The organism is Streptomyces thermovulgaris (assembly GCF_002155915.1).
GTDB classification, from domain to species: Bacteria; Actinomycetota; Actinomycetes; order Streptomycetales; family Streptomycetaceae; genus Streptomyces; species Streptomyces thermovulgaris.
Window position 1 is genome coordinate 1 of sequence record NZ_MUME01000513.1, and the last position, 2,147, is coordinate 2,147.

1 protein-coding gene and 1 pseudogene are annotated in these 2,147 nt (G+C 72.7%); both read left to right on the plus strand.

The window, feature by feature from the left end:
• Positions 1–233: pseudogene (locus CCN35_RS26920) on the plus strand (4-(cytidine 5'-diphospho)-2-C-methyl-D-erythritol kinase); the annotation flags it as partial.
• Between the two features lie 419 nt (positions 234–652).
• Positions 653–2,147, plus strand: a 1,495-nt coding sequence (locus CCN35_RS26925; RefSeq protein WP_086794650.1) for an ABC-F family ATP-binding cassette domain-containing protein, incomplete at its 3' end; no start/stop codon positions are given.

A 2,147-nucleotide genomic window follows, 5' to 3' on the forward strand; every position in this document is an offset into this window, starting at 1 on the left:
ACGACCTCCAGCCCGCCGCGCTGTCCCTGCGTCCCTCCCTCGCGGACACCCTCGAGGCAGGCCGCGCGGCGGGAGCCCTGGCGGGACTGGTCTCCGGTTCGGGGCCGACGACGGCGTTCCTGGTGGAGGACGCCGAGGCGGCGTCCGCGGTGGCGAAGGCGCTGCAGGCGTCGGGGACGTGCAGGTCGGTCCGGACCGCGGCGGGCCCGGTGCCGGGGGCGACGGTGATCTGAGCCGCGGGACCGGAGAACCCGAGGAGCCGGGGAACCGGAGCGACCGGAGGACCCGAGGAGCCGGGGAACCGGAGCGACCGGAGGACCCGAGGGGGGCGGAGGAGCCGCGGAAACGGCGCTGCGGCCCTGCGGAAACCGGACTCCCGTCGGTCAGCTCGGTGCGCGGCGGGAGAACCGGCAGGGTGAACAGGTCGTCCACGGTGCGGCCGTCCGGCGGCACCGGCCGGGCGCGGCGGTGCTCCGCGGGCCCGGCGGTCACGATTCCTCCCGCGGACGGGATCCTGCTGCCCGTCCCCCACGGCAACGGCCCGTTTCCCCCCACGTCATCACATGGGGTGACCCTCCCCTCGCGCACCGGCCCCGCCCGCGCAGGTCCTACGCTGGAAGGCCGACCGACCGACCCCGCGCACAGGAGTGAAATGGCCGTCAATCTGGTCAATGTCGAGAACGTCAGCAAGGTGTACGGCACGCGTGCCGTGCTCGACGGCGTCTCGCTCGGCGTGTCCGAAGGTGACCGGATCGGGGTCGTCGGGCGCAACGGTGACGGCAAGACCACGCTGATCCGGGTGCTGTCCAAGCTGGAGGAGGCCGACACCGGGCGGGTCACGCACATGGGCGGGCTGCGCCTGGGGGTGCTCACGCAGCACGACTCGCTCGACCCGGAGGCGACCGTGCGGCACGAGGTCCTCGGGGACCGGGCCGACCACGAGTGGGCGGGCGACGCCCGGATCCGCGACGTCCTGACCGGGCTGTTCGGCGGGCTGGACCTGCCCGGGTTCCCCCAGGGGCTGGACACCGTCGTCGGACCGCTCTCCGGCGGTGAGCGGCGGCGCATCGCGCTGGCCAAGCTGCTCATCGAGGAGCAGGACCTGATCGTGCTCGACGAGCCCACCAACCACCTCGACGTCGAGGGCATCGCCTGGCTCGCCCGGCATCTGAACGCCCGCCGCTCGGCGCTGGTGTGCGTCACCCACGACCGGTGGTTCCTGGACCAGGTGTGCACCCGCATGTGGGACGTGCAGCGCGGGACCGTGCACGAGTACGAGGGCGGCTACTCCGACTACGTCTTCGCCCGCGCCGAGCGCGAGCGCATCGCCGCCTCCGAGGAGGCCAAGCGGCAGAACCTGATCCGCAAGGAGCTGGCCTGGCTGCGCCGCGGCGCCCCCGCCCGCACCTCCAAGCCGCGCTTCCGCGTGGAGGCCGCCAACGAGCTGATCAAGGACGTGCCGCCGCCGCGGGACAGCAGCGAGCTGATGAGGTTCGCCTCCTCACGGCTGGGCAAGACGGTCATCGACCTCGAGGACGTCACCGTGCAGGCCGGGCCCAAGGTGCTGCTCAAGCACCTCACCTGGCAGCTCGGGCCGGGCGACCGGGTCGGCGTCGTCGGGGTCAACGGCGCCGGGAAGACTTCCTTGCTGCGGGCCATGGCCGAGGCCGTGCGCACCCAGGGCGAGGAGCAGCCCGCCGGCGGGCGGATCGTCGTCGGAAAGACCGTGAAACTGGCGTATCTCTCCCAGGAGGTCGCCGAGCTCGACCCGGACTGGCGGGTCCTGGAGTCCGTGCAGCGGGTGCGCGAGCGCGTCGACCTCGGCAAGGGACGGGAGATGACCGCCGGGCAGCTGTGCGAGAAGTTCGGCTTCACCAAGGAGAAGCAGTGGACGCCGGTGGGCGAGCTGTCCGGCGGCGAGCGGCGCCGGCTGCAACTGCTGCGCCTGCTCATGGACGAGCCCAACGTCCTCTTCCTCGACGAGCCCACCAACGACCTCGACATCGAGACCCTCACCCAGCTCGAGGACCTCCTCGACGGCTGGCCCGGCTCGATGGTCGTCATCTCCCACGACCGGTTCTTCATCGAGCGCACCACCGACACCGTGTACGCCCTCCTCGGCGACGGCACGCTGCGGATGCTGCCGC